A 26,996-nucleotide genomic window follows, 5' to 3' on the forward strand; every position below is an offset into this window, starting at 1 on the left:
CAAATAAAAAAAACACTTATGAAGTACTTTGAGTTCACTTTTGATACCCATCCTTGCACCGAAACGGTGAATGATGTACTGGCTGCCGTGTTGGGTGAGGCCGGATTTGAAAGTTTTGTCGAACGGGAAGGCGGACTGACTGCTTATATTCAACAATCACTCTACAATGAAGAGACGCTGAAAACTGAACTGGCAAACTTCCCGATACCGGATACGGAAATTACTTATGTATTTACCGAAGCTGAAGATAAAAACTGGAACGAAGAGTGGGAAAAGAATTTCTTTCAGCCCATTGTGATCGGAAACCGTTGTGTGATTCATAGTACATTCCATCAAGACGTGCCCAAAGCGGAATATGACATCGTGATCAATCCGCAGATGGCTTTCGGGACGGGTCACCATGAAACAACCAGCCTGATTATCGGTGAACTGTTAGATAGTGAGCTAACCGGTAAGTCCTTGCTGGATATGGGATGCGGAACTTCAATCCTGGCCATCCTTGCACGGATGCGGGGAGCTCAACCTTGTACAGCCATCGATATTGACGAATGGTGTGTACGTAATTCGATAGAGAACATCGAACTGAACGGAGTGACAGATATTGCCGTTTCTCAGGGAGATGCTTCGGCTTTGGCAGGAAAAGGACCATTCGATGTAGTAATAGCCAATATCAACCGGAATATCTTACTGAATGACATGAAACAGTATGCAGCATGCATGCACCCGGGATCGGAGCTATATATGAGCGGATTTTATGTAGATGATATTCCGGTCATCCGACAGGAAGCGGAAAAGAACGGATTTACATTTGTACACCATCAGGAAAAGAATCGGTGGACAGCAGTAAAATTTGTACTCTAATTAAAGTTCCTTTGAACATTCATCCTGTGCTCAATCATCTAAAAGAGCAGGAAACATAGCAATAAACGCAAATCCCACAAATATTCTGATTTTGTATCCATCAAAGAAATTAGTGGGATTTGCGTAGCTTACCTCTGAATAAAGTTCTTTGTTACTCTTGAAAGGTCCTTATTGGCTCTCAAACTCTTTTTTTACCTGTTTGCACCAGTCTTTTATTCGTTTATCAGTCATTTCCGACTGATTTTCAATATCAATAACCAGTCCACACCACTTGTCATCCCGCAAAGACCGTGAGCGTTCGAAACTATATCCGCCAATAGAGGTGAAACCAACAAGTGTGGCTCCGTCATTCTCAAATACTTCGGCAAGAATACCAATACCATCGGCAAAGTTTTCAGGATATTTCACTTGGTCGCCAAGTCCGAAGATGGCAACTTTCTTCCCTTTCAACTGAAGAGTACGGAGTTCGGGAAGTAGTTCGTCCCAATAAGTGGGCAACTCACCATCGAACCACGTGGAAGCTCCGACAATAAAGTTGTCATAAGCCTCAAAATCGTTTTGCCAGGCATTTTCGATAGCCACAGACTCGGCGGAAGCACCGAATTCCTTTTGTATCTTTTCAGCTACCCAAGAGGTTTTATCAGCTTTGGCAGCATAAAATATTCCTATCTTTTTCATGATTGCTTGCTTTTAATTAAAATTCCAGCAACTCTTTGGCTGCTTTATATATCTTTTCATCATTCGGCAGGATGGCACGCTCCAATATCGGATTGAAACCTACCGGAGTAAAGGTGGAGCCAATACGCTGTACCGGAGCATCCAGATAACGGAACATCTCTTCGGCAATCTGCGCGGCAATCTCAGCACCGAAACCGGAGAAGACTTTATCTTCATGTACAACCAATACTTTACCGGTTTTCTGCACAGAGGCAAAAATAGCCTCTTTATCCAATGGGATCAACGAACGGAGATCGATGACTTCGACACTGCCCAACCCCTCCTGAGCAAGACGTTCGGCTACGTTCAGGCAGAAATGAGTCGTATTCCCGTAAGTAACTACAGTCAGGTCGGTTCCTTCGCGACGGATACGGGCTTTACCAAAAGGGACCTCAAACTCTTCGGGCACAACAGCAGCAGCCTCTACTGAGTTGTAAAGTGCTTTCGGCTCCAGATAAAGAGTGAAACCTTTGGAACGCATACTGGTGCGGAGTAATCCGGCAGCATCGTCGGCAAACGACGGACAAACGATGCGGGCACCGGGTAAAGTCGTAAGAGCCCCTTCGAGGTTCTGCGAATGATACAATCCACCGCCAATGTAACCACCGGAAGCCAGACGAAGTGTTATATTAGGAGTAAACTTACCGTTACTACGCCAATACTCGTGCGTACACTCCACGTACTGTTCTACGGCTGGCCAAAAATAGTCGGCAAACTCAGCTCCTTCGATAACAACATGTATTTTAGGGTCGAAGCGACACATACCGTTAGCGGTTCCCACAATATAGTCTTCAGCAATCGGGGCACTGAATACACGTGCATCACCAAACTCTTGCTGCATACCTTTGGTTACATTGAATACACCTCCTTTATCCTTATTGGCTACGTCCTGTCCCCAGATAAATGTATCGGGGTTACGACGGAACTCTTCTTTGAGAGTTTCGTTGATGGCATTCACCATAAAACTCTTCTCTCCTTCAACAGGTCCCGGAAGCCCGTCTTTATACTTTTGAGGGATATAAGGTTCGGGAAGTACAAAATCATAAATACTTTCCGGTTTCGGATCGGGAGCAGCCAAGGCCTTACGATTGGCTGCGGCAAGTTCCTTTTTAGCGGCAGCCTCTATTTGCTGGAGATCTTCCTCTGTCAGGCGTTTATAGCGCAATAGCATGCGGCGGAATTTCATTAACGGATCGGCCTCTTTCACATAAGCCAACTCGTTTTCGTCACGATAAAGCGTATGCTTATCCGAATTGGAGTGCGAACCGATACGGACACAATTAGCATGGACAATGACCGGAGTACGATTGGCAATAGCAAACTCACGAGCTTCGGTCATGGCATTCATCGAGTCGAACACATCTTTCCCATTGCAATGGATGATACGGAGATTCTTAAAACCGGAGAAATTATCGGCCACTTTACGGTTGGCTGTCTGATCCTTTTTGGGAACAGAAATGCCGTAACCGTTGTCCTGAAACACAAAGATCACCGGAAGACGTTCGTTACTGGCACCGTTGATGGCTTCATAGACAAAGCCTTCGGAAGTGGCGGACTCTCCGTGTGAAGTGATCGCAACACCTTTATGTCCATAATATACCATGGCGCGTCCCACGCCTGCCGCATGAAGATCATGTGTGCCGGTAGCAGAAGAGATATTCTCGATGTGCCATTCCGGTTTGGCAAAGTGATTGGACATATGACGTCCGGCACTGCCCGGATCGGTAGCTTTCGAAATTCCGTTCAAAATCAGCTCCTCCGGTGTCATTCCGGCAGAAAGAACCGTAAGCATATCCCGGTAGTAAGGGAAAAGATAGTCTTCACCAAGGGTAAAAACCTGCCCTATAGCGAGTTGGATACCGTCATGTCCGGCATAAGGAGCATGATAAGACCAGCCAAGGGATTGCAGCAGATAGGCGGGTGCTTTCTCATCGAGAGCGCGGCCCAGGGTCATCAAATGATACCACTTGCGGAGGGTCTGTTCGTCAGTGGTTTTTATATCATATTTCTTCATTTTCAATCTTTTTAGTTAGTTTCACACAGCAGTCACTCTTTCCAGTTCTCCAGATAATCGGCAATGAAATGCAGGAAGTTACCTCCCAACGAACCATCCACCACCCGATGATCGTAAGAGAGCGACAAGTACATCTTATGACGAATGGCAATCACATCGCCTTCGGGAGTCTCCACTACGGCCGGCTTTTTTTCGATAACTCCCACGCCAAGTATTGCTACCTGCGGCTGGTTAATGATCGGCGTACCGAACAACATCTTAAAAGTGCCGAAATTGGTAATTGTAAACGTACCTCCGTCAATATCATCGGGCATCAGCTTATTCACCCGGGCCTTTTTCGCCAACGAATCGATAGCTACGGCAAGTCCGTTAAGATTCAGGCGATCAGCGTCGTGAATCACAGGGACAATCAGGTTTCCGTCATCCTGAGAAACCGCAATGCCGACATTAATATGTTTCTTATACAGAATGTTATATCCATCCACAGACACATTCACTTGCGGATAGGCAGCCAATGCCTGTGCCGTAGCCTCAGCAATAGCAGGCATATAAGTCAGTTTCACCCCTTCACGACGGAAGAAGACATCCTTATTCTTTTCACGCCAGCGAACCAACCGGGTGACATCGACTTCAACCACGTTGGTCACATGCGGAGAAACTTTCTTCGACATCACCATATGGTCGGCGATAATGCGACGAACACGATCCATCTCTTTCACCTCTACCGATGCGTCCGAAACAGAGGGGCTGAGGGACTGGGAAGCCACAGCTACAGGTTTCTTTGGCATTTCAGCAGCAACCGGAGTCGCAGGTGAAGAAGCAGGAGTGTTCACCTTAACCGCTGAAGACACCGCAACAGGGGCATCGGCAACCGGAGCACCTTTTTTCATTTCAATATAATGACGGATATCTTTTTTACTTAACCGTCCTTCATAACCTGTCCCGGGGATCGCATCCAGTTCTTCCTGGGGAATCTTTGCCTCCCGTGCCAGTTGGAGCACTGCCGGTGAGTACCAACGTTCTACTTTCGAGACAGTAGTTTCCGCTTTCACATTCGGAGCAGACGCGGCACTTGAAACTTCCGCCGCTTCGGAAACAGATGTATCTTCCGCGGAACCTTCAGTTTCCGATGTTTCTACGGAGTCTTCTCCATCCATATCTACAATAGCAACTACAGTGCCCACGGGCACAGTATCACCTTCTTTAAACAATATCTCCACCACCTTTCCGGAAACGGGAGAAGGGATCTCCGCACTCACCTTAGCGGTGTTTACTTCAAAAAGCACATCATCTTCATTGATCCTGTCGCCCACTTGTACCGACCATGACAGAATGGTTCCTTCGGTAATACTTTCGCCCAGTTTGGGCATTTTTATTTCGAATCTTGCCATACATACAATTATTTATTCTTTCACTTGTTTAAGTAGAACAAGATTTTGAAAAAGAATGTTTTAAGTTAGTGTTTTTTTTAAGTAATAGCTTGAAAAAAGAAGATTGCCAAGTAACTGATAAAGCCCCCATCACTCCCCCTGAAATTCACCGGGCGATTATACAAAAATGTTCTTAGCGAACATTTTGGAATATTTTAAAGTGAAATTCAAAAATAATAGGTTGTACTGCTCAAAAAAGCGTTTCCAAGATACTGCTTTAATGAAAAATTACGTATTTTTGTATACTTGTTTTTAAACTGTAACGTTTTTCACTAAAATCAGTAACAAGGATATGACATATTTATTAACTCTTCTGCTTCTCCTGACATCTTGTGCCGTCATTATCTTATCAGTCATTCTGATCCGGATGTCAAGGCACCGACGAAGTACGGCAAACGCACTGCAAGATGCTTACGAAACACTAAAACTGCAAAACCTACGTACCGAAGCGATTTTAGGTGATCTTCCTGTTGGTGTAGAAGTATATTCCAAAGAAGGAGTTCTGATAGGATTGAATGAACGTAGTTGCAAAATCTTCGGAGTAACCGATAAAAAAGAGTTACTTGGCTCCATACCAATCATGAAAAACCCCGTCATTCCACTGGCTGTGAAAGAAGCTTTTCAGCACCAGAAGAAAATACAAATAGACTTTCCTTATGATTTCTCTATCGTGAATAATACAGGTTTCTACAACACTAACCGCAGTAATGAAATAAAACGTATCAGCTGTAACGGTACACCGGTATTCGACTCTTATGGTAAAATGCAGAATTACGTTTTTATCATGAATGACATTACCAAAGAGTATGAACAAGCAAAGCAACTGGAAGAAAGCATCCGGCTATCTCATGAAGCTATACAGGCTTCAAACCTGGTACTCTGGCGATATGACAACCGGAGTCGTTTGTTTTCATCCTATAACGATCCGGTGACCAATTATAACAATGATGCATTGATGCCAACCGAAGAATATATTAGCGCAATGCATCATCTCGAAGACCTTGCCAATGTCCGCGAATATATCAATGCAATGGATGAAGGAAAGGATTTTTCTTATGAGATCCCCATACGGGTGAAAACAGCATACGATCCCGACTGGCAGGACTGTATCATATCATAAGCGGTACTCCCTTTCTGAAAGATGAAAATGGAAAAGTATTGGTTTATACCGGCTTCCGTCGTAACATCTCGTCATGGAAAAAACTGAATGACGCGCTCCTGAAAGCCAATCAACAGAACGAACTGATACTCAATAACAGTAATTCCGGTCTGGTTTATATCTCAACTGACCATATAGTACAATGGACTAACCTGGGCACCTGCTCCACCAGCATCTCAAACGAAGCTTATAAGAAAGGAACATTCTGCTATCAATCCACATACGGTCGCAATACTCCCTGCGAAGATTGTGTAATGCAAAAAGCAATGCTTTCCCGGCAAACAGAACGACATGTCCTCAATTTGAATAACCGGCTGATAGAATCCTATGCTACACCTATTTTTAACAGCCATGATAAGGTAGAAGGTGTAGTGCTCCGGCTTAACGATGTTTCGGAACGCGAACGCCTGATCTCAGAACTAAGTGAAGCCAAAGAACGTGCAGAACAATCGGACAAATTAAAATCGGCATTCCTGGCAAATATCAGCCACGAAATACGGACACCGCTCAATGCCATAGTCGGCTTCTCAAGCTTGCTGATGAATACTGAAAGTCAAGAAGAAAAAATGGAATTTAACCGGATTATCACTACAAATACGGACTTGCTGTTGCGCTTGATTAACGACATACTTGACTTATCGAAAATTGAAGCCGGATTTGTAGACCGGAAGATAGATAAACTCGACTTGGCAATCTACTTCAATGAGCTATATCACTCGGCACAACAACGAATGACAAATCCGGACGTGAAACTAATCTGCGAAAATCCATACGAACACTGTATCGTACAATTAGATAGCAAACGAATGGCACAAGTGGTGCTGAATTACACGACGAATGCAATCAAATATACTCCCAAAGGAACTATCCGCATGGGATATGAACGTTGTGACGGAGGGCTCCGCTTCTATGTGTCAGATACAGGTATTGGCATTTCGGAAGAGAATAAACCCCGTGTGTATCACCGCTTTGAGAAATTAGACGAATTTGCACAAGGTACAGGATTAGGTCTTTCTATTTGTAAGGCAATTACCGAAGCCTGTGGTGGACGATTAGGTTTTGAGACAAAAGAAGGTGTAGGATCTACTTTCTGGTCATGGATTCCATGTGAGTTCTGCGAACCTGACACAAAAGAGACTGACATTATCGAAGTTTCGGACTCCGACTCTTCATCCAGAGCTATACAGAAACCATCAGCCGGATTCAATGATCTGACAGATCCCCAGCCAAAGAAAATATTAGTAGCTGAAGATATCGATAGCAACTACCGGCTGATAACCGCCTTATTAAAACACACTAACTATAGCCTCCATCGGGCAATGGACGGAATCGAAGCTGTAGAAAAAGCAAAGGCAGAACAGTTTGACCTGATATTAATGGATATGAAAATGCCACATCTCGATGGGCTGGAAGCTACACGAAGGATAAGAAGAACAAATGAAAGCCTACCCATTATCGCCTTAACAGCACATGCATTCAACTCGGACAAAGAAGCAGCACTTGAAGCCGGTTGTAACGCATATATCGTAAAACCGGTAAACAAGGAACTTCTGCTAAAGACTTTACACGAATATCTTGATTAACATCATATTGCAGGCCATCCTATGATTATTCATCAAGTGCATTGTATTTGTTCCTACGCAACTCTTTAATGACTGTTTGTTCTGCCTTGTTGAATCCCTCGGAGACCGATGTCTCTGCAAAATATCTGAAAATCCAATTCCGGAACCTATCTGTAGGTATAGCCGGATAAAAATACTCTTTCAGATTCGTCACCTCACTACGGACCGAACGTACAGAAGGATGTAATCTGATATTTTCCTCTGACGGGGCTACGGCAAGCAGTGTATTCAGCAGTTTCAAATCCGTATCATACAGCAATGTGCAATGATACATCGCACGATTGCGATGTACGCATTGCGCACTGCCCGAAACCTTTCGCCCACTGACATAAATACCCAACCGTTCATCACCCGTCGCTGCCACTCCGGCAGCCCTCAGCATTGTAATCGTTTTCTCCAGATAAGTCTCAAAACGTGCCAGGCGGGTAGTCTCAATAAATGTAAGATTGATATTACCCAGATCGTGATATACTGCGCCACCACCGGAAAAACGGCGGAATACAGGGATCTGCTTTTCACCTGCTGCCGTTAAATTCACTTCCGCTTCCATCCGTTGATGCTTACCGATAATTATGGAAGGAGCACTTTGCCAAAGCATGAATACATCTTCCGTACCCTGTTTCAGCAAATACTCCTCAGCAGCCAAGTTAAAACCAGCATCCGTTGAAAGACTGTTGATGAAACGCATCAGGCAAACAGTGTTTCGTGATAAATCTCACCGACTGTCGGGTGTGGGAAAACACTCTTTCTGAATTCATCGACCGTATAGCCCCGTTGGATAGCAATGCCCGCCACGACAATAATTTCCGAAGCCGGATTACCCAGCATGTGACAACCGATAATTCGATCATTATGATCGATAATCAGTTTGCAGAGTCCGTTACCTAATTCATTCTCGGCAACAAAACGTCCCGAATAAGCCATTGGGAGCTTCTGTATCCGATAGTAAATACCCTTAGCCATCAATTCTTCCTCTGTTTTACCAACGCTGGCAAGTTCAGGATTAGTATAAACCACACCGGGAACACAATTATAATTCATTGAATCATCTATACCCAAAATATGGTTAACAGCCACCTCTGCCTCACGGATAGCGGTATGTGCCAACAGTGAATAACCGGTAATATCACCACAAGCATATACACGTGGATGAGAGGTCAACATATGTTCATCCACTACTACACCGTTCCGGTGTAATTCGATATTCAGTTTATCCAATCCTACCTGAGTGATATTAGCTTTCCGACCTACACTTACCAATATCCGGTCGGCTTCAATAAACGAGCTTTTTCCATCCTTCTCCACTGTCACCCCTTTATCACTCACTTCTGTTACTTTTGTATTCAAATAGAAGTTTATACCTTTCTTTGTATAGTCTCCACGCAACATGGCACTCGTTTCTTTATCCATTGCCCCGAGAATTTCCGGCATCATCTCGATAACCCGTACCCTGACGCCCATACTGTTAAAGAATGAGGCAAATTCCATTCCGATTACTCCCCCACCGATAATGGCAAGTGAAGAGGGAAGAACGGTACTGTCCAATGCTTCACGCGAAGTCCAGTAATCTATATCCGAAAGCCCCTTTATAGGAGGAATCACTGTATCCGATCCTGTACAAACCATCAGATAGGTCGCCTCGTAAACATCTCCGTCACAATGGATGCGGAAGCCATTTTCACCCTCACCTTCTATCACCGCTTCTTTATCTATAATGGTCACTCCGTAAGAGTTCACCGTCATTCTTACCCCACCCGTCAGTTTCTGTACCGTCTTATTTTTCCGGTTAATCATTTTTTCCATATCAAATGTGGGAGCACTATCTACAGAGACACCATATTTCGGGGCACTCTTGATGCTATCAAGTATCTTGGCAGAATAGAGTAATGCCTTCGTAGGAATACATCCCTCATTGAGACACACGCCACCCATTGCTTTTTTCTCAAACAAAACGGCACGTAATCCGTTTGCTCCTGCCCGCTCGGCAGCGGTATATCCAGCGGGTCCCCCGCCAATGATAGCTATATCATATTTCATAATCGTATAATTTTTAAGTTATTCCTACTATTAACAACAAAAAAGGATAGAGCTTAGTTTTAAGTTGATCCCGTATCTTTCATATGAAGAAAGAGAACAAAAGTAACAAGTCGCTTTTTTACCATAAACATAAGAAGGAAATATGTACTTTTGCAGCATCCATTAAAAATGGTCATAACATTATCATTAATAAAAAGAAGAAATGACACTGTTGATGTTAATCATAATCCTTTTAGTATTATTGCTGGGGCTCTATGCTTACTTGGGCGGATTCTCCGAGATTAAAGTAAGTACCCAAAAGTCCGGTGGAGAAACTATTGTCTACCAAGAAGTAACAGGCGACTATAAACAGACTAAAGCAATAACCAACAAGATCTATTATTACTTGTTGCACAAACTTAAAATAGAAGCCAACAGAGGCATAGGTATCTTTTATGATAATCCGAAAGAAATAGCCAAGGATAAGCTACGTTCGGAAATCGGTTGCATCATTGAGTCTAAAGACACTAACCGTTTGTCTATCAACGAATGCATGTACAAAACAAAAGTTCTACCGTCAGAAGACTATGCAACAGCTGAACTTCCGCTCAAAAACGGGCTTTCCATATTTATTGGTTTTATCAAAGTATATCCTGCGCTGGATAAATATATATCAGAACAGGGTAAAAAGAAGGGTTCGGTCACCGAAATTTATGATATTCCAAATAGAAAAATTATTTATAGGCAAGCCCTGTTGAAATGCGATCAATAAGTGATGGCAGACCACAGAAAAATCTTTGGCAGATAACCAAAGAATAGGAATATCTCTTCTCAAAATAATTAGATAGAAGTAGTTTTACTAAATCTGCTATTCATATTTGCAGAGAGCTGAGATTTAAAGAGCTTGTAGAATGTTATCCGATTTATAGGCATACAGATAAAAACAATTATAAAATAACATTTTATCAAAGAATCCATTTTTAGTAATATGAAAAAATTACTCTGTCCCCAGTGCAAAATCGCTGGTATGTACGTAAAAAACAGCCAAGGAGAGCGGTTATTAGTATACATCACCCAAGATGGAACAGTAGTCCCCAAATATCCGGAAGCCTCAACTGAGGGATTCGACTTTACGGAAGTATATTGCTTGGGGTGTTCCTGGCATGGCTCACCCAAGCAATTAACAAAAATTTAAAAAAGCAACATTTACAGACAATGTCGCCACCTCCTTTCCGGGGAGATGGCGACCGACTGAAACACTTCACTTCTCATCTGAATAAGGCATATAAGGGCTACACATATCCGTATTGTAACAGAGATTTCGCATAACTTTTTCCGTATTAATTAGATGTTTCAATTGTCCCACTGCCTGAAATCAATCCAAACCATCTTCGACATTTTGAGATCCGTTTTAGCCGAATCGTGTCCATAGCGAATACCACAGTTATAATGCACATAAGTCTTTTGCAAATTGATAGCATCGGTAATGGCAACAGAAACAACTCCGGGTTGCGCATCAGCTTCCAGAGAATAAATACACTGCTGCCGATGGAGCTTCATACTATTGTTGATGTGAGCCAGATAATTCTGGCGAAGAGTCCAGCCCCCCCATGTTACATAATTGGGAGTCATTGCCTGCGCAGCATCAATCCACCGCAACCCCTCGCTCGTTTCGTAAACAAAGGCTTCTGCTCTATCATAAAACTCTCCGGGAATAAACTGCCAGAGCTTACTGTATAGCCCATTGCCATATTGTCCTTTACAAGAGTAATCCATCGACAATGTTTTATAAGATATTTCAGTAGACGATTCCTTGCCAAACGATACTTTGAAAGCCTTCCAAGGTTTTTCTTCCAGTTCAGCAGGTGATACGGATACAGATACTTTCCAAAAAGAATTCTCTGTATAGTTGGTTCCATGATTCACCGTTTGCGGCTGATAACTGATTTCCCGGAAAATACCCCCATCCGAATGGACAGTGATCTCACTGGAGGCTTCCCGCATCAGGTTCCAGATGTAAGCATAGACATTGGCTCCTTTGGGCGTTGTATAGTCTTTGATATTAGCAGTGAAACCATTTCCCGCGTCGTTCGTTATACTCAATATACAATTGTTGTTCTTACTGTATATCTGGAAGTTATAGGCATCTATCGCCCAGGAGTTATCTATAATCACATCGGGTGCTGCCCCCTCTTTCATCTTATAAGGAACCGCCTGCATGGAATAGTTCATATCCCCCTGAGCATAACCGTAGATACGGTTATAAATTTCTATCCGCTTCAAAGCCTCCTTATCTGCCATTTGTGCATTATATGCAGGATCCGGATCGGTACCTTTGGGCAAAATATCCGCAGAACGGGTCAACAGTTGCTGGTTGAAAGAGGCCGCTCCCTTACCAATCATATTGTTTTTGGCATATGGATCGGCAGAAGGAAAGATTCGGTAATGCTGCACATTATCATAATTAATGGCATAATAACCCGGCTCCATATAAACTCCTATTAATGAAAGCATTTCGTTCTTTTGTTCCGGAGTATCCTGAGTGGCAATAACATAGAAATCTCTCTTATAGAACTTCAGCATGCGGAACAGAGAGACCGGATATTTACCGGAAACAACATCTTTGATATTCAGGATAACCGTCACATAGATATCCGGATTCTTGATATCGGCATCGAGTTCTGTCTCAGGATTTGTCATCTTATCATAGTCCACAATTGTCTTTTTCCCTATTTCCCAGGAAGTGGGAATGTTGTTGAACAAACGGGAAGTAATATCTTTCACTTCCGCATCATCAGTTCCCATGCGTACCAAGACTACATCTTTCTTATCGATCTCATTATCTTCATCAGGCACCGGAACATCATCGATAATATCCCTAACACATGCCCCTAAAAGAATGCTTGAGAACAGAAGTAGCACATATATCATTTTTGTTTTCATAATAATCTTTTTTTAATGGTTCGTTTTACCAGTTATTATAGTCAATCCACACCGTAGTTGTTTTATGCACATCTACTGTGGCATCATAAGCAGTGCCGGCACTACTTGGCAAAGGATGAATCACTGCAGCTCCCCAACTCGTGAACCAGGCTCCTCCGCGCTGTAACACCATTCCGTCAGTTATTTCAATGGCTACAACACCCGCCGACGCGCCGGTTGTACGAGCAGTAATAGCACACTCCTGATTGTAATTGAGCAAATTCCGGTTAAACTGCAAGTCATTGTTATAATCGCAAAAAACATTATCCGTGCCCGGGGTTCCCGCCACATGGTTGTAGAGAATATCATACCATGCGGGCGAAATCATGGCAACCCCATCGATCATACCATCTGCTTTCATTGCTTTATTCCCCTTGAAAAGGATTTCAGGATACCATTTCCAGCAATAATCCATCTCAGTATCGGTAATCGTACGGGTCACTTCACGGGTCATTTCCGCCAGCTGATAGATGATAGACTTTCCCCAACGATACTCACCCTTTAAAACAGGACTCGCTCCCAAATCAAACCCTACACTCTTTTCATACGCATGTTCAATGGTACTCTCGGTTTGCGGCAGTCCTGGTGCAAAATCAACCAATTTGAGATCTAATTGAGACTGTTCGTCGTCACGGATATTAATCTTTGTATAAGCATTATTCCGTAATCCCCATATCAGTGCCCAAAGTTCATACATGGGTGGATTATTCAAAGATACCAATGAATTATCGAGCCTGTTAGAAAATCCGTTGCCACCCGAACTGTAAACAGCAAGCATATTATCTCCATTGGTTGGCGCATAAATGCGTAAATTATAAGCATCAATAGTCCATTCTCTGTCAACCATCCCATCATACCTTTTATCTTCCCTTGGAGCATAATTCCTTGTTTCAGCAGTATAAGGTAACAGCGTTTCATATCCAGTCATATGATACTTGTAATCACTGGTATAAACATAGAACCGGTTACTGATATAAATTTTCTTCATAGCATGCAAAGCCCGTTCGGTAACTTCAGGGGCAGAAGGATCATCCGTTGGGCCGGGAGAAGAAAGCATACTACGGGTATGGGGGTTAAGACCATTCGTGCCACAGAGTTTCTTCAAAGCGTCCGGATCATTTGTGTCATAATAAGCATAACGCTGCTCGCGCGGGAAGCTAACTTTATAATACCCTTTATCTACATAAAGTCCGAAAAGTTTCAGCATCTGTTCCTTCAAATCTTCCTCCTTACCATCTTTGGCTATTAAAATCACTCCCTGACGATTGTGACGGATATCCTGTATCATTTCAAAATTATAAGTACCTGCTAAAAAGTCAGCGACATTGCCTACAATTGTCAGGTCGTTCAATGTATCTTTTGCCATAGATTCCAACGTTGCCAGCTTATCTGTACCGGGTAGATCATTAAAAGATATCATCTTGTCGTAGTGGTTCACGGTTTGCAGTCGAACTGCAACTTTCTTTGTTTCCGCACTCGTTCCATTGAGCCAGATTAAGTAGTTTCCCGGACGGGAAGCTACATCGACATCATCCATATTCGTAACGGTTGCAGCCGATAAATCCTCTGCACTGATCGGTTCGTCCGTATCGCAGGAGTAGAATGCAAGCAAAACAAATAGAAAAATGAATAAAGTTTTCATATCCATATGTGTTTAATAGTGAGACAATATGCCACATTTACCGGCTGAAATGTGACGGGTTCAATTACTTCGTCTATAAAAAGAGAACGTACAGCAAAAAGAATAGGTTCAAATCAACAGCAATTAAGGTTAATGTACAGTCTATCAAAAAGAAGTAATCTATGCATGAAAGTACTGTAAATAGTACAATGTGGAAAGTTATTAGAACTTTCTAATTAGGTCATTTTAATTATTCCGGACAAGAAAAATATTCTATTTTAATAATGACAAGACATAAAACAGCATATAGAGTAATCAAAATCATCAGACAGAAGGGCGCTCCATATTTAGTAAAGTTTTTTAGAATACAGACGCAGTATTTCCCGGTTAACGAAGTTTATCATCCCGGTAAGTAAACCAATACCTTCCCTCACGGGTTATACCACCAGTATTCACCCATTCACGATGTATCATGGATAAAAGTATTTTAATCAATAACGTTCAAATATTCGATGGCAGCCACGAGCAGACTATCCGGGGAAATGTACTGATAGAAAACAGCCGGATTAAAGCCATTTCAGAAACTCCGATCCCTACAGACGGAATTAGTAATCCCACTATCATAGACGGAAAGGGAAAATTCCTGATGCCCGGACTAATCGATGCACACTGGCATGCTTATATGTCATGCAATACAATGATGGATCTGCTGACTGCTGACACCGCTTATACACAATTCAAAGCCGGACAGGAAGCAGAGGCCACGCTACTACGCGGATTTACGACCATCAGGGATGCCGGTGGTCCGGTCTTCGGACTAAAACGGGCCATTGATGAAGATATTCTTTCCGGACCACGTATCTATCCAAGCGGTTCCCTTATCTCTCAGACAGGAGGACATGGAGATTTCAGAGCGGTGTATGACGAACCGCGTCCATTCGATTGTTGCGGATTAACGCATACGGAAGAGATCGGTGCTGCCATTATTGCCGATGGAGTGGATGCCGTAACTGTTGCCGCACGCAACAATCTCCGCTTGGGAGCCAGCCAGATCAAGTTGATGACAGGTGGCGGAGTTGCTTCCCTATACGATCGGTTGGAAGACACACAGTTTTTTGAAGAAGAAATTCATGCTGCTGTCAAAGCGGCAGAAGATGCGGGAACCTATGTAATGGTGCATGTCTATGTGCCCAGAGCTATTCAACGAGCTATCCATGCGGGAGTAAAAAGTATTGAGCACGGACATCTGATTGATGAGACGACTATGGAACTGATTGCGGAGAAAGAGATATGGCTCAGTATGCAGCCTTTCACTTTGGGAGATAATCAGTTCCCTACGAAAGAACAGCAGGAGAAACATGCTTTAGTAGTTCAGGGTACAGACCAGACATATCAACTGGCAAAGAAATATAAGGTCAAGTTGGCATGGGGAACAGATTTACTATTCAATCCGGCCAATACGAAAAATCAGAATCAAGGTATCCTCAAATTACAGGAATGGTTCAGCAATTTTGAAATTCTTAAAATGGTGACACATGATAATGCGGAGTTACTGGCCTTATCTGGTGCAAGAAACCCCTATCCAGGAAAGTTAGGCAGTATAGAAGAAGGAGCCTGGGCCGATTTAATCTTGGTAGATGGAGATGTACTGAAAGACATTACACTACTGGGCGATCCGGAAAGAAATTTCGCAATGATTATGAAGGGAGGAACAATATACAAGAATAAAATTTAATAGTCCTCACGTAGAAAAGCCCGACTCCCCTCCAAATAAAATTCCGGTTAACGCAGAATCAGCGATAACCGGAATTATATCCATTTAAACGGAAAGAATTAAGAATCCGCATATTACACAGATCGTTTTTCTCCCGTTACTGTAATTGAGTAAATCCCGACATTTCCGGATTTATACTTTCGGATCGTGTCTTCATCCAGATGTTCATATAACACTGCGTCAGGAATAAGAACCGTTTTAGTCCTCGCAATACGAATATCCACAAAGTCGGCCTTTTCTATCTCCTGCAAATAATCTTCCTTTTGAATAGCACTTGCGATGCACCCTGCATACATCGCCGCATTATCAGTAAACTTTTTGGGGAATGTTCCATTAAGTACAACATCGGATATACAGAAATGTCCGCCAGGCTTCAGCACACGATAAATCTCTTTGAAAATAATATTCTTTTCAGGAAGCAGATTAAGTACACAGTTGCTCACAACGACGTCTGCCGTATTATCCAGTAAAGGCATATTCTCTATATCACCTTCCAAGAACTCCACATTGGCATATCCCCGTTTAAGTGCGTTGTTACGTGCTTTTGTTATCATTTGAGGGGAAAAGTCAATACCAATGACCTTACCGCTTTCACCTACTTCCGCACGGGCAATAAAGCAATCATTCCCTGCTCCCGAACCTAAATCAACCACTGTATCACCTTCACTAATATTGGCATATTGTGTAGGTAATCCACAGCCGACCCCTAAATCCGCATCAGGTTCATAACCTTTCAAATTTGTATAGTCCTCACTCATTATGGTAAATACTTTTTTTGAAGCAGCCAAAGGGTTTCTACCGCAACAGCAACCTTTCAGCTCTTCTGCATTCAGAGCGAGCTCACTATAACGTTGTTTCACTAACTCCTTTAAATCTTGATTGTTTTTTATCTGATTCTTTTCCATCTTGTTCTTATTTTTAATCATACTATAATCTTCCGTATCCGATACTCTTCATTAAAGCCCTATTGCAAGAATATCTGTTCGTAAATACACGAACATCTTTCGTAAAAAAAATCCCTTTACCCACAACATGATGTCCCGGTACAGGTGCAATCGTTTAAAAACTCTACGAATAACAACCGGGCAAACTCCCAGTTCTCACGGTTGATGCAATACCGAACTTTAGGCGCTTCTATTTCTCCCTGAATTAATCCTGCATCTTTCAGTTCTTTTAAATGCTGTGAGACGGTTGCCTTGGCAATAGGCAACTCTTCATGGATATCCCCGAAATAACAACTATCCTGTTTCGCTAAGAAACTAAGGATAGCAATCCTCGCCGGATGTCCCATAGCCTTGGCAAAGCGGGCAAGCTGCTCCTGCTTTTCTGTGTACTGCTTTGTTTTCACTTTATCATTCTCCCATTGTTTATTGTTCGCAAAACTACGAACAGATTCTGAATTGACAAAACGAAGCAGGTTCTTTTTAGGAATGATTAAGAATATCTTATACCGGTCTCCAAAACCAACTATATTTATTTCAAAGAAAGATAACAATACACGTAAAAAGGGCTCTGAAATAAAAACTTCCAGAGCCCCTACCTCTTAAATACCTGTTTGTTACTCAACCACCATGATGCGGTCATTTAATCCCACTTTCGTATTTTCTTCCACAAAAATCTCTTTCACCACCCCATCGGCCACCGAACGAATTTCATTCTCCATCTTCATGGCGACCAACACACATAGCGGATCACCCTTCTTCACTTCGTCTCCTTTCTTCACATAAGTTTTCAGGATAACACCCGGCATAGGAGCCACAACCACCTGACGTCCTACGACATCTGCTCCGTTACGGGCATTATGAATCTTTTCCAACTCCCCTTTCAGTTCAATCTGATAAAGTTCCCCCTTATTCATAATGGTATAGGAGGAATGGGAAGTCGGAGATATCTGTACTCCGTGCGAATGATGATTGATGATGATGGAATAGATAGAATCACCTCCTACATTATAGTCCACATCATATACTTTTCCGTTAACCGCCACTTTCTTCACAGGCCCGTCTTCCAGTATCTCCACTTTGTATTCACTGTCGGGCACATCCTGTATCTTGGCATAATAGGTTGCTAATATTGTTGTCATAATCATTCTGAGTTTAATAGTTATTGGCAGTCATCTGCAACTTGCCGTAATATTTCCAAAGCGAATCTCCTACTACCGGAAGCGTAGTGGCGCGTGAAGCAGCCTCTTTTTCTTCTTCATAGTGCTTCAGCGCAGCAGCAATCACCGCTACAGTCGGATCTGTATTCTGCCTGCGCTTCAGGTCTTCCTTGTCGAAACGGGTGTCGATGAAAGTAGTATCGTATTCTCCTTTCAGGAAAGCCGCATTCTTCAACACACGCTGGTGGAAAGGAATCGTAGTCTTGATACCTAAAATCTTGTATTCTCGCAGTGCACGGGCCATATTCGAAATGGCAGAATCACGGTTACGCCCCCAACAACAAAGTTTGGCAATCATCGGGTCGTAATGTAGAGAAACCTCAAAGCCGGCGTAGGCAGCACTGTCCAAACGAACATTACGCCCTTCGGGAGCCTCACGGACAGTAATCACCCCGGGTGAAGGCATAAAGTTATTTTCAGGATCTTCGGCATAGATGCGGCATTCGATGGCAGCACCCCGAAATTCGACATCTTCCTGCCGGTAAGGGAGGCGGTTGCCCGCAGCCACCAAAATCATGTCTCGCACTAAATCCACTCCCGTACATTCTTCCGTCACCGGATGCTCTACCTGCAGACGGGTGTTCATCTCCAGAAAATAAAAGTTCTGGTCTTTGTCCATCATGAACTCCAGCGTACCAGCACTGTAATAGTTGATTCGTTTGCAGGCTTCCACTGCCACCTTCAGCATTTTGGCACGTGTTTCGGGCTTCACAAAAGGAGAAGGCGACTCTTCGATCACTTTCTGGTTACGCCGTTGAATGGAACATTCACGTTCGTACAGATGAATCACATTGCCATATTTATCGCCCAGTATCTGCACCTCAATATGATGCGGATTCTCGATATATTTTTCAATATAAACGGCATCGTTGCCAAATGAAGTTCCGGCTTCGGATTGCGAAAGGCGAAGTGCGGTTTCCATCTCCTCTTCACTGCGTACCAGACGCATACCTTTCCCACCACCTCCGGCAAGTGCTTTCAGCATAATGGGATAGCCTACTTCGGCAGCCACCTTTTTGGCTTCGGCAATGCCTTTCACCGGATCTTCCGTGCCCGGTACGATCGGTAAACCGGCTTCACACATAATCCGGCGGGCCTCAGTCTTAATACCCATTCGGGCAATAATATCGGCACTCGGACCAATAAAGATAACCCCTTCTTCCTCACAACGACGGGCGAAGTCCGCATTCTCAGACAGAAAGCCATATCCCGGATGAATGGCAGCTCCCGTCTTTTTAGCAATCTGCAGAATCTTCTCCGGCTTCAGATAAGAGGTATCTTCCGGCGAATCGGAAATACAATAAGCCTCTTCGGCATAACGTACATGCAAGGCACCACGGTCTACGCGGGTATAAATAGCCACCGTAGCAATATTCATCACCCGACAGGTACGGAAAATACGCATGGCAATCTCGCCACGGTTCGCAACTAATATCTTTTTTATCATACGATGTTCTCCTCTGCTTTAAAGTGGAAGGTTTGAATGTTTCTTCGGTGGATTGGACTGCCGCTTATTAGCGAGCATCTCAAAACTGCGTATCAGGCGCATACGTGTAATGGCAGGGTCGATAACCTCGTCTACATAGCCCAATTCGGCAGCCCGGTACGGATTGGCAAATTTACTGCGATAATCATCCTGTAGCTCTTTTCTTTTCGCCTCGGCATCTGCGGCTTTGTCAATCTCTTTGCGGAACAGAATATTCACCGCACCGTCCGGCCCCATTACGGCAATCTCGGCAGTAGGGTATGCCAGATTCACATCTCCCCTGATATGCTTGGAACTCATTACGTCATAAGCACCGCCATAAGCTTTACGGGTAATGACAGTCACTTTAGGTACAGTGGCTTCGCAATAAGCATAAAGCAGTTTAGCACCGTTACGGATAATGCCACCATACTCCTGATCCACACCCGGAAGGAACCCCGGCACATCGACCAGCGTGAGCAACGGAATATTGAACGCATCGCAGAAACGCACAAAACGTGCCGCTTTGATAGAAGCATTGATATCGAGTGTTCCGGCCAATGCCAACGGCTGATTGGCCACCACTCCTATCGTTTTCCCGTTCAGGCGGATATAGCCGATAACGATGTTACGGGCAAATTCTTCCTGTAATTCAAAGAAGCTATTATCATCCGCCACGGCACGGATCATCTCTTTTATATCGTATGGCTGATTGGGGTTGGTAGGCACGAGTTCCGATAGTTCGGGCGTAAGCCGCGTCGGAGAATCGGTGGTAGCCACAAACGGAGGTTCCTCCATATTATTGCCGGGCAGATAAGAAATCAGTTCACGGATGTAATTGATACATTCAATATCATTTTCGGCAGAAAGATGCGCCACCCCCGACTTCATAGTATGGACATCTGCCCCTCCCAGATCTTCTTTGCTGACCTCCTCCTGCGTAACACTTTTTACCACATCGGGACCGGTAATAAACATATAACCGGAGTTTTTCACCATCAGGATAAAATCGGTCAATGCTGGCGAATAGACTGCCCCGCCCGCACATGGACCCATGATGGCACTGATCTGCGGAATGACACCCGAGGCTAAAGAATTGCGTAGGAATATCTCCGCATAACCGGCCAACGAACGGACTCCTTCCTGAATGCGGGCTCCTCCAGAATCGTTCAGTCCGATGATGGGTGCCCCCATCTGCATAGCCATATCCATCACTTTACAAATCTTCTTGGCATACGTTTCGGACAGTGCACCGCCAAAAACGGTAAAATCCTGGGCAAAAACATAGACAAGCCGTTTGCCGATCATTCCGTATCCGGTCACAACCCCGTCACCGGAAATCTTCTGTTTCTCCATACCGAAATCGGTACAACGGTGGGTTACCAGTTTATCGAGTTCAATAAATGACCCTTTCTCCAGAAGCAGGTCGATGCGTTCACGTGCCGTCAGTTTTCCGACAGAATGCTGTTTCTCGATACGGGCGTCTCCGCCACCTTTTTCAGCTTGCCTGTTCAGTTCTTCCAGGCGATTGATAAGCTCTTTCATAGGCTATTATTTTAAAGTATATGTAAAGTTAGCATGCAAAAAAAAGAATAGATGTAATCCAAATTACAATTGCTTGTTTATTTTCATCCTCTTTCCCGGAGAAAATGAAAAGTTTGGAATCCCGACTTTATTAGGATAACAATTATTTGCTTAAAAATGTTAGCGTGCATGTCCTATAACATTATTTTGAGTATGAGTCAACAAACTTCCCCTCTCAGACGTTTAATCTCGCAAATAGTTTATGTAAAAACCTAGACCAAAATGAAAATGAGAACAATCAAACTTTTTTTAGCAGCATGCTTCCTGCTTGTGTTTGCCACAGGCATACATGCACAAGAGCAGGGAACAAAAACTTATCTGCCCAAGTTTGCCATCAAAACCAACGCCCTCTACTGGGCTACCAGTACTCCGAACCTGGGATTTGAAGTGGCTTTGGCGAAAAAACTTACTCTTGACGTATCGGGCAACTACAACCCCTGGAAATTCTCCAAAAACAGACAAATCAAGCACTGGCTGGTACAACCCGAACTCCGTTACTGGCTTTGCGAACGTTTCAACGGTAGCTTTTTCGGCCTGCACGGCCATTACGCCGATGTCAACATGAGCAATCTCGACATCTTCGGATTGGGCAACTACCGCTATGACGGTAAGATATACGGTGCAGGTATCTCTTACGGTTACCACTGGATACTCAAGAATCGCTGGAGTATGGAAGCTACCATCGGTGCAGGATATGCCCGCCTGAACTACGATAAATATGCGTGTGGCAAATGTGGTGAAAAGCTGGGACATAACAACAAGAACTATTTCGGTCCGACGAAAATAGGACTCAGCATTATTTATACTATCAAGTAAATCCCCCCACACATTCTCCGGAACCAATTATAAAAAACTAAATCAATAGTAACAATGAAAAGAAAAATCATATATTTCCTCTTGGCCCTCGCAGTTGTTATGCCGGCCAGTGCCCAGAAATTCTTTAAAGATGCCATCAGTCTATCCGATGTTTCGCTGTGGCAACAAGGCAATTCGCTTTATGTAGACATGCAGGTCGATATGAAGAATCTAACGGTCAGTCCCGAACGTATGCTCACACTTACTCCGCTCCTGACAGACGGACAGCACAACGTAGCGCTGGAAGAGATCATCATTAACGGTAAACGCCGTCAGAAAGCTTACTTACGCGGATTAGCCATCAGCCGCGAACTGCCTGCCGGTATCGTGGTGCCTTATAATAAAAGAGAAGTACTCAATTATGCCCAAGTGATCCCTTATGAACCCTGGATGGCAAATGCCTCACTGAATCTGGTTGAAAACCTCTGCGGATGCGGCAATAACGAAGAGATGCTCGCACAGGAACTGATCACCAACGATGTCTCTACCGAAGCCAAACGCCTGAGCGCCATGGTACCCGTGGTTGCTTATATTCAGCCTACCGTAGAAGTTGTGAAGAACCGTAGCGAGCAATATGAGGCCCACCTCGATTTCCCTGTAAGCAAAGCTGTTATCCAGCCGGAATTCATGAATAACCACAAAGAACTGATGAACATTCATGCTATGTTCGACAAGATTCAGAATGACAAGAACCTGACAGTAACAGAAATCAGTATCGAAGGATTCGCTTCACCGGAGGGTCCGTTGAAATTCAACGAACAACTGTCGCAGAAACGTGCCGAAGCTCTGAAGAATTATCTGACTACCAACGAAAAAGTTCCCGGCAAACTTTACAAAGTAACTTTTGGTGGTGAAAACTGGGACGGATTGGTACAAGCATTGGAAAAATCGTCAATGAAGGATAAAGATAAATTTATCGGTATCATCAAGAATACGACTGACGATGCACGCCGCAAACAGGAAATCATGCGCGTGGACGGAGGCGTACCCTACCGTACGATGTTGAAAGAGATTTATCCCGGACTCCGCAAAGTGAACTGCAAGATAGACTACACCGTAGCCAACTTCGATGTAGAGCAAGGACGGGTGGTGATAAAAGTCAACCCGAAATACTTGAGTCTGAATGAGATGTATCAGGTGGCCAACAGCTATCCAAAAGGAAGCAACGACTTCGTGAATGTATTCGACATCGCTGTACGTATGTATCCGAACGATGAAGTAGCCAACCTGAATGCCGCCGCCGTATCACTGACCAAGAAAGATCTGGAAAACGCAATCAAGTATATGGATAAAGCCAACCATCAAACAGCAGAATTCATCAACAACGTAGGTGTATACAACTTCCTCAATGGAGATGTACAACGTGCTGTCGCTGCCTTCAACCAAGCTGCCCAGATGGGTAACGAGGCCGCTAAAGCCAACCTGCAGCAGCTGCAACAGATCTTGAATATGAAGAAAAAATAAATCCCCGGCATTGGGGTGTAGCCATCCGATGAAAAGGGTGTAGCTATCCGGACCAAAAGGTGTAGCCTTTCCATGCGGAGGGCTACACCTTTTTTTATTTAACGTGAGTTCGATATAACTTAAAACATAGAAAACTATCTGTCTTTGAAAAAATTAACATCAACTGCAGACTTCTTTTAAAGAAACAGTAAGCCGCAATGGCAGAGTGAATTAGCAATAAAGTTATTATCACCCCATGGAACATTTTCCACGTTCGGCATGCCCTCTAAAAGTTTCATGAATCAGTATGCGTTGATTACAACACACACGAAGTGGGGTGGAATCCACGAAACGCCTGCAAGATATACGGTTTTGGAAAAAATGTACCAGATGTTTGCAAACATATTCCTTGTAATAATGCCTAAAACAACGGAAACCTCCCGAGTGGAATAAGATAAGGATGACCGTGATTTCATCATCATTCATACGATTAGGTTTATTCCGGTTCATAAGTACCGGAATAAACCTAATCGTATATTTTTCTTGCTATAATGCAAATTTATGGAGGAAATCGCCAGCCAAACAATATATTTATGTAACTTTAGCCTCTGAAAATATAGCAGTAATTGTTTTTAATGTTATAATTTAGCACTATAAATTTAATACTTTTATCGCTACGTTACTATTATTCAGAGAAATAATTTAATACTTATATCGAACTCACGTCAAACTTAGGATAATGAAAAACACTTTGCTTGTATTATTATATCTTACATTGAGTTTAAATAATGTTTTTTCAAAAGAGATTCAACTCAAAGGTCAAACCGTAGATAGCTTAACGCTTGCTCCTGTTACGATGACGCTTGTAAGCGTTATCGACAACAACAATAAGATGCTGTTTACCGGTATGGTTGAATCGGAAGATGCCTCTTTTGCATTCGATAAGATCAAAATAGATAAAGGCGGTTGTCAGGTTGTAATAAGCAATAACGGATATTTTACTAAAAATATTGTTCTTGATGAACAAGCGATTGAACGGGAAATTGATTTGGGCGTCATCCCTCTGAAAGCGATAGAGCTCAGCATGGAGATGGATCAAGTAACCGTATTGGGTAATTACAGAACCCGGGTATCTGTAGACAAAACTTCCTATATTATCGACAGCCTCAGGTTAAAGAATGTATATACATCTACTGATCTTATGCGTAAGATACCGGAAATTGCTGTAGATGAACTAAGCCGGAAAATAAGAATTATGGGTAAAGAGAATACCCTTGTATTGCTTAATGGCGTGAATACCGGAACTTCGGTAGATATGCGCTCAATCAACTTCAGGGATGTGGAAAAAGTAGAGGTGATTACTTCGCCGTCAAGTGGCACGGAAGTGGAGTATGACGGTATTATTAATATCATACTCAAACCTAAGGCTCAAAAAGGCATTTCGGTTGATGTTGAAGAAACGCTGAAATTAGATTTACGCTCTAACGACACTTATGTGGGAGTAACGTGGGGATCGGACAAAGTGAGACTAAAAATGTCTTATGATAACTATTACCGTGCCAATCCATTCGATATCCAACAACAACGTACCGACCAATTAACGGACGAACTATATGGAAAAATTGGATATTCGGCTAAACCTTTTGAAATGACACATGACATCGGTCTTAATCTCGACTACCAAATAACCCCACGTGACTTTTTCAATATCACCACCAGCACTAAGCAGGTTCGTACTCGTAAAGAGATTGATTATTCAACCTTCAATATCATTGACGGGAAGCAGTACGATCTTTCGCCGTTTAACACTCGTTTTGCCAATAGGTACTGGATGGGTAACTATACGTTATATTATCGCCATTCGATGAAAAATAAGGCGAAGGATTACTTTTCTATTAATGCCAATTTCGGCTTTATGGATGCGATTGAAGATGTTGATACTAAATATCAGGATGGAACTCAGCCTTTTATGAATCGTGAATTGGGAAATAAATTTTCGACTACGTTACGAGTAGAGTACAATAACGTTTTAAGTGACGTTTTTCATCTCAACACAGGCGTGCAAGGCTATTTTCAGGATTTTAAAGGTTCGCTCAACAATGAGCCGAACGAAAATAACCTGAAGAACTATCGTTGTAACCTATTTGCCGATCTAAACGCCTCTGTTGGCAAGTTTCAATTTAGAGTCGGTGCAAAAGGCGAAGTAAATGCAAACGAGTTTAAGGACAAAGCTTATGGCTCCAGTTCACAGTTTACACTTATGCCAACGGCTGCTGCTATAATGAAAATAAATAATGAAAACACTCTGAAAGCTGAATTCAAATACCTTACAAACTATCCATCAGCATGGATGATGGCACCGTATGAAATAAAAGATGACGAAAAGACCATATCACGAGGCAACCCCAATCTCAAACTCCAACAATACAAAGTGTTTGAACTAACATACACTTATAGAACGGATGCCATAACCATCAACACTATACCATACTATCATAAAAGTAATAATCTGATAGTAAACCAAATTTTACACGACAATGAGCTAAACACAATAAGCACATTTACAAACGGAGGTAAGCTTGAGAGAGCGGGTCTGAGAATCAATGGTTCACTCAACTTCCTTGGTGGAGCGATTAGCATTGACCCTGAGCTTAGTGCGGCTTATGAGACTATGGGCTACAATGGCGTTAAGCGAAGTAATTTTCTGTATAAACTCGGCGGAACTGTCATGCTTGCTTTTCCAATGGGATTCGGTTGCGGCACTTACGGATCATATAATAGTAAGACTCTTACTACTACAGGATATATAGCTCCACTTCGTTCAATTAACGCCATCTTCATAATGAAGCATTTTGACAAATTGAATCTCAACGTTTTTGCAGGCTATCAATCCATAGTGGAATCAGCAGAGGTGGTGCATACTATTAGTGATACTTATTCACAAAGAGACTATTTTAAGCTTAATTCAAAAGGTTTCATGCTCCGGATCAATTACTATTTCACGGCAGGTAAATCAAAACGGATGGAGAAGGTAAACACTTATTTCGATAATGATCGTAAATGAGTAAATGTAAAAAGTTTAAGTTTTATTCTCAATATAATGCGATGGATTGTGGCACAGCCTGCCTGGCTATGATCTCGTATTATTATGGCCATAATCTGACACGCGATAAAATTGCCGAATTATGGAATGGCGTATCTATGCTATCGCGCAATCTTTAATATAGTCGCAAGTTGACAATCCAAGAACTCACAGAAATTCAATTACTCCTTGCATTCTTCATTCAAATAA

Annotated in this window: 22 protein-coding genes and 1 pseudogene; 10 read left to right on the forward strand and 13 right to left on the reverse strand. The window is 43.0% G+C overall.

Features of this window, described 5'->3' with window-relative positions; genetic code table 11:
• Positions 1 to 18: 18 nt before the first annotated feature.
• A complete protein-coding gene (gene prmA, locus QK890_RS04540; protein WP_032539795.1) occupies positions 19 to 861 on the forward strand; it encodes a 50S ribosomal protein L11 methyltransferase in 843 nt (280 codons plus the stop codon).
• A 168-nt stretch (positions 862 to 1,029) separates the two neighbouring features.
• Here the strand turns inward: prmA and QK890_RS04545 are convergent, their stop codons facing one another.
• Genes QK890_RS04545 through QK890_RS04555 form a run of 3 tightly spaced genes read right to left on the reverse strand, consistent with a single transcriptional unit; the run spans position 1,030 to position 4,983 of the window.
• Positions 1,030 to 1,539: a flavodoxin gene (locus tag QK890_RS04545; protein ID WP_032539796.1), complete on the reverse strand. Its 510-nt coding sequence runs from the start codon at positions 1,537 to 1,539 to the stop codon at positions 1,030 to 1,032.
• A gap of 16 nt (positions 1,540 to 1,555) precedes the next feature.
• Entirely contained in the window at positions 1,556 to 3,592 is a 2,037-nt protein-coding gene (locus tag QK890_RS04550) for a thiamine pyrophosphate-dependent enzyme (RefSeq protein WP_005819279.1), read from the reverse strand.
• Between the two features lie 32 nt (positions 3,593 to 3,624).
• Positions 3,625 to 4,983: a dihydrolipoamide acetyltransferase family protein gene (locus QK890_RS04555; RefSeq protein WP_032539797.1), complete on the reverse strand. Its 1,359-nt coding sequence runs from the start codon at positions 4,981 to 4,983 to the stop codon at positions 3,625 to 3,627.
• A 331-nt stretch (positions 4,984 to 5,314) separates the two neighbouring features.
• On the opposite strand from QK890_RS04555, the gene QK890_RS04560 reads away from it, so the two are divergent.
• Together QK890_RS04560 and QK890_RS04565 are read left to right on the forward strand one after the other, a co-directional pair.
• Entirely contained in the window at positions 5,315 to 6,142 is an 828-nt protein-coding gene (locus QK890_RS04560; RefSeq protein ID WP_367627217.1) for a hypothetical protein, read from the forward strand.
• Positions 6,143 to 6,180: 38 nt separating this feature from the next.
• Entirely contained in the window at positions 6,181 to 7,764 is a 1,584-nt protein-coding gene (locus tag QK890_RS04565) for a response regulator (protein WP_367627218.1), read from the forward strand.
• Positions 7,765 to 7,789: 25 nt separating this feature from the next.
• Here QK890_RS04565 and QK890_RS04570 read toward each other — a convergent pair whose 3' ends face one another.
• Both QK890_RS04570 and lpdA read right to left on the reverse strand, forming a co-directional pair.
• Complete coding sequence (locus QK890_RS04570) at positions 7,790 to 8,491, reverse strand: lipoate--protein ligase family protein (RefSeq protein WP_032539798.1); 702 nt, start codon at positions 8,489 to 8,491, stop codon at positions 7,790 to 7,792.
• Positions 8,491 to 9,840 (reverse strand): dihydrolipoyl dehydrogenase, encoded by a 1,350-nt coding sequence (lpdA, locus tag QK890_RS04575; protein ID WP_032539799.1) that lies wholly within the window; start codon positions 9,838 to 9,840, stop codon positions 8,491 to 8,493. The genes QK890_RS04570 and lpdA overlap by 1 nt, the downstream gene beginning before the upstream one ends.
• Before the next feature lie 214 nt (positions 9,841 to 10,054).
• On the opposite strand from lpdA, the gene QK890_RS04580 reads away from it, so the two are divergent.
• Entirely contained in the window at positions 10,055 to 10,591 is a 537-nt protein-coding gene (locus tag QK890_RS04580; RefSeq protein WP_233481130.1) for a hypothetical protein, read from the forward strand.
• Between the two features lie 216 nt (positions 10,592 to 10,807).
• A complete protein-coding gene (locus QK890_RS04585) occupies positions 10,808 to 11,014 on the forward strand; it encodes a hypothetical protein (protein WP_022013044.1) in 207 nt (68 codons plus the stop codon).
• Positions 11,015 to 11,172: 158 nt separating this feature from the next.
• Here QK890_RS04585 and QK890_RS04590 read toward each other — a convergent pair whose 3' ends face one another.
• Positions 11,173 to 12,762 (reverse strand): hypothetical protein, encoded by a 1,590-nt coding sequence (locus tag QK890_RS04590; RefSeq protein WP_005819268.1) that lies wholly within the window; start codon positions 12,760 to 12,762, stop codon positions 11,173 to 11,175.
• A gap of 25 nt (positions 12,763 to 12,787) precedes the next feature.
• Complete coding sequence (locus tag QK890_RS04595) at positions 12,788 to 14,443, reverse strand: ATP-binding protein (RefSeq protein ID WP_367627219.1); 1,656 nt, start codon at positions 14,441 to 14,443, stop codon at positions 12,788 to 12,790.
• 451 nt (positions 14,444 to 14,894) lie between these two features.
• Here QK890_RS04595 and QK890_RS04600 point away from each other — a divergent pair, with 451 nt between their 5' ends.
• Positions 14,895 to 16,157 carry an amidohydrolase family protein gene (locus tag QK890_RS04600; protein WP_220575885.1) on the forward strand — a complete coding sequence of 421 codons (1,263 nt, stop codon included), beginning with the start codon at positions 14,895 to 14,897 and terminating at the stop codon, positions 16,155 to 16,157.
• Positions 16,158 to 16,270: 113 nt separating this feature from the next.
• Here the strand turns inward: QK890_RS04600 and arsM are convergent, their stop codons facing one another.
• The 5 genes from arsM to QK890_RS04625 all read right to left on the reverse strand — a co-directional run bounded on the left by arsM (position 16,271) and on the right by QK890_RS04625 (position 21,367).
• A complete protein-coding gene (gene arsM, locus QK890_RS04605; protein ID WP_032539817.1) occupies positions 16,271 to 17,101 on the reverse strand; it encodes an arsenite methyltransferase in 831 nt (276 codons plus the stop codon).
• Between the two features lie 116 nt (positions 17,102 to 17,217).
• Positions 17,218 to 17,544: a helix-turn-helix transcriptional regulator gene (locus QK890_RS04610; RefSeq protein ID WP_005776397.1), complete on the reverse strand. Its 327-nt coding sequence runs from the start codon at positions 17,542 to 17,544 to the stop codon at positions 17,218 to 17,220.
• Positions 17,545 to 17,754: 210 nt separating this feature from the next.
• Complete coding sequence (locus QK890_RS04615) at positions 17,755 to 18,279, reverse strand: biotin/lipoyl-containing protein (protein ID WP_005809115.1); 525 nt, start codon at positions 18,277 to 18,279, stop codon at positions 17,755 to 17,757.
• A gap of 13 nt (positions 18,280 to 18,292) precedes the next feature.
• Complete coding sequence (accC, locus tag QK890_RS04620; RefSeq protein ID WP_367627220.1) at positions 18,293 to 19,804, reverse strand: acetyl-CoA carboxylase biotin carboxylase subunit; 1,512 nt, start codon at positions 19,802 to 19,804, stop codon at positions 18,293 to 18,295.
• An 18-nt stretch (positions 19,805 to 19,822) separates the two neighbouring features.
• The gene (locus QK890_RS04625) at positions 19,823 to 21,367 is read right to left on the reverse strand and encodes an acyl-CoA carboxylase subunit beta (RefSeq protein ID WP_005776394.1); all 1,545 of its coding nucleotides are present in this window, start codon (positions 21,365 to 21,367) and stop codon (positions 19,823 to 19,825) included.
• 267 nt (positions 21,368 to 21,634) lie between these two features.
• Between QK890_RS04625 and QK890_RS04630 the strand changes: the two genes are divergently transcribed.
• Positions 21,635 to 22,222 carry a DUF3575 domain-containing protein gene (locus QK890_RS04630; RefSeq protein ID WP_032531925.1) on the forward strand — a complete coding sequence of 196 codons (588 nt, stop codon included), beginning with the start codon at positions 21,635 to 21,637 and terminating at the stop codon, positions 22,220 to 22,222.
• A gap of 54 nt (positions 22,223 to 22,276) precedes the next feature.
• Positions 22,277 to 23,725, forward strand: a complete 1,449-nt coding sequence (locus QK890_RS04635) for a DUF3868 domain-containing protein (RefSeq protein WP_032536319.1) — start codon at positions 22,277 to 22,279, stop codon at positions 23,723 to 23,725.
• Between the two features lie 231 nt (positions 23,726 to 23,956).
• Here the strand turns inward: QK890_RS04635 and QK890_RS04640 are convergent.
• Positions 23,957 to 24,295: pseudogene (locus tag QK890_RS04640) on the reverse strand (transposase); the annotation flags it as partial.
• A 265-nt stretch (positions 24,296 to 24,560) separates the two neighbouring features.
• On the opposite strand from QK890_RS04640, the gene QK890_RS04645 reads away from it, so the two are divergent.
• Complete coding sequence (locus QK890_RS04645; RefSeq protein ID WP_367627221.1) at positions 24,561 to 26,768, forward strand: TonB-dependent receptor plug domain-containing protein; 2,208 nt, start codon at positions 24,561 to 24,563, stop codon at positions 26,766 to 26,768.
• Positions 26,765 to 26,926, forward strand: a complete 162-nt coding sequence (locus QK890_RS04650; protein ID WP_080714348.1) for a cysteine peptidase family C39 domain-containing protein — start codon at positions 26,765 to 26,767, stop codon at positions 26,924 to 26,926. The genes QK890_RS04645 and QK890_RS04650 overlap by 4 nt, the downstream gene beginning before the upstream one ends.
• Positions 26,927 to 26,996 lie beyond the last annotated feature (70 nt).

The organism is Bacteroides sp. NGMCC 1.200775, assembly GCF_040798045.1.
GTDB lineage: Bacteria > Bacteroidota > Bacteroidia > Bacteroidales > Bacteroidaceae > Bacteroides > Bacteroides hominis.

What these genes read in the sequence shown, in the direction of transcription:
- QK890_RS04595 (WP_367627219.1), bottom strand. Translation starts at nt 14,443, where the DNA reads ATGAAAACTTTATTCATTTTTCTATTTGTTTTGCTTGCATTCTACTCC.
- QK890_RS04630 (WP_032531925.1), top strand. Translation starts at nt 21,635, where the DNA reads ATGAGAACAATCAAACTTTTTTTAGCAGCATGCTTCCTGCTTGTGTTT.
- QK890_RS04560 (WP_367627217.1), top strand. Translation starts at nt 5,315, where the DNA reads ATGACATATTTATTAACTCTTCTGCTTCTCCTGACATCTTGTGCCGTC.
- QK890_RS04600 (WP_220575885.1), top strand. Translation starts at nt 14,895, where the DNA reads ATGGATAAAAGTATTTTAATCAATAACGTTCAAATATTCGATGGCAGC.
- QK890_RS04590 (WP_005819268.1), bottom strand. Translation starts at nt 12,762, where the DNA reads ATGAAAACAAAAATGATATATGTGCTACTTCTGTTCTCAAGCATTCTT.
- arsM (WP_032539817.1), bottom strand. Translation starts at nt 17,101, where the DNA reads ATGGAAAAGAATCAGATAAAAAACAATCAAGATTTAAAGGAGTTAGTG.
- QK890_RS04615 (WP_005809115.1), bottom strand. Translation starts at nt 18,279, where the DNA reads ATGACAACAATATTAGCAACCTATTATGCCAAGATACAGGATGTGCCC.
- QK890_RS04585 (WP_022013044.1), top strand. Translation starts at nt 10,808, where the DNA reads ATGAAAAAATTACTCTGTCCCCAGTGCAAAATCGCTGGTATGTACGTA.
- accC (WP_367627220.1), bottom strand. Translation starts at nt 19,804, where the DNA reads ATGATAAAAAAGATATTAGTTGCGAACCGTGGCGAGATTGCCATGCGT.
- prmA (WP_032539795.1), top strand. Translation starts at nt 19, where the DNA reads ATGAAGTACTTTGAGTTCACTTTTGATACCCATCCTTGCACCGAAACG.
- QK890_RS04555 (WP_032539797.1), bottom strand. Translation starts at nt 4,983, where the DNA reads ATGGCAAGATTCGAAATAAAAATGCCCAAACTGGGCGAAAGTATTACC.
- QK890_RS04570 (WP_032539798.1), bottom strand. Translation starts at nt 8,491, where the DNA reads ATGCGTTTCATCAACAGTCTTTCAACGGATGCTGGTTTTAACTTGGCT.
- QK890_RS04625 (WP_005776394.1), bottom strand. Translation starts at nt 21,367, where the DNA reads ATGAAAGAGCTTATCAATCGCCTGGAAGAACTGAACAGGCAAGCTGAA.
- lpdA (WP_032539799.1), bottom strand. Translation starts at nt 9,840, where the DNA reads ATGAAATATGATATAGCTATCATTGGCGGGGGACCCGCTGGATATACC.
- QK890_RS04580 (WP_233481130.1), top strand. Translation starts at nt 10,055, where the DNA reads ATGTTAATCATAATCCTTTTAGTATTATTGCTGGGGCTCTATGCTTAC.
- QK890_RS04545 (WP_032539796.1), bottom strand. Translation starts at nt 1,539, where the DNA reads ATGAAAAAGATAGGAATATTTTATGCTGCCAAAGCTGATAAAACCTCT.
- QK890_RS04635 (WP_032536319.1), top strand. Translation starts at nt 22,277, where the DNA reads ATGAAAAGAAAAATCATATATTTCCTCTTGGCCCTCGCAGTTGTTATG.
- QK890_RS04650 (WP_080714348.1), top strand. Translation starts at nt 26,765, where the DNA reads ATGAGTAAATGTAAAAAGTTTAAGTTTTATTCTCAATATAATGCGATG.
- QK890_RS04645 (WP_367627221.1), top strand. Translation starts at nt 24,561, where the DNA reads ATGACGCTTGTAAGCGTTATCGACAACAACAATAAGATGCTGTTTACC.
- QK890_RS04550 (WP_005819279.1), bottom strand. Translation starts at nt 3,592, where the DNA reads ATGAAGAAATATGATATAAAAACCACTGACGAACAGACCCTCCGCAAG.